The sequence below is a fragment of the Kocuria aegyptia genome, assembly GCF_039530085.1.
Classification (GTDB): Bacteria; Actinomycetota; Actinomycetes; order Actinomycetales; family Micrococcaceae; genus Kocuria; species Kocuria aegyptia.
On sequence record NZ_BAAAOA010000048.1, the window covers coordinates 1 to 693 of the forward strand.

At 68.4% G+C, this 693-nt stretch carries 1 protein-coding gene; it reads left to right on the plus strand.

All coding sequences use genetic code 11. The features are described 5' to 3' along the window. Positions 1 to 693 (plus strand): aldehyde dehydrogenase family protein (locus ABD220_RS17820; RefSeq protein WP_344124838.1); only part of this gene is annotated, 693 nt, incomplete at both ends.

The window sequence follows — 693 nt, forward strand, 5'->3', positions numbered from 1 at the left end:
TGGCGAAACGGACGGCGATCATGTTCAAGGTCGAGAACATCATCCGTGAGCGCACCCCGGAACTGGCCGCGATCATCACCGCCGAGCACGGCAAGGTCCTCTCGGACGCGGCCGGGGAGATCGCCCGCGGGCTGGAGAACGTGCAGTTCTGCGCGGGGCTGATGCACCACATGAAGGGCGAGTTCCTGGAACAGGCCGCCACCGGGGTCGATGTGCACCAGATCCGCCAGCCGGTCGGGGTGGTCGCGTGCATCACCCCGTTCAACTTCCCCGCCATGGTCCCGCTGTGGATGATCACCACCGCGATCGCGGCCGGCAACACCGTGATCCTCAAACCCTCCGAACGCGACCCCTCGGCCTCGGTGTGGATCGCCGAGGCCTTCGCCGAGGCCGGGCTGCCGGACGGGGTGCTCAACGTGGTGCACGGGGACAAGGAAGCCGTGGACGAGCTGCTGACCAACCCGCTGGTCAAGGCGGTGTCCTTCGTCGGGTCCACCCCGATCGCCAAATACATCTACGAGACCTCCGCCGCCTACGGCAAACGGGTCCAGGCCCTGGGTGGGGCGAAGAACCACATGGTGGTCATGCCCGACGCGGACCTGGACGGGGCCGCCGATGCGGCGGTCTCGGCGGCCTACGGCTCGGCCGGGGAACGCTGCATGGCGGTCTCGGTGCTGGTCACCGTCGGGGAGG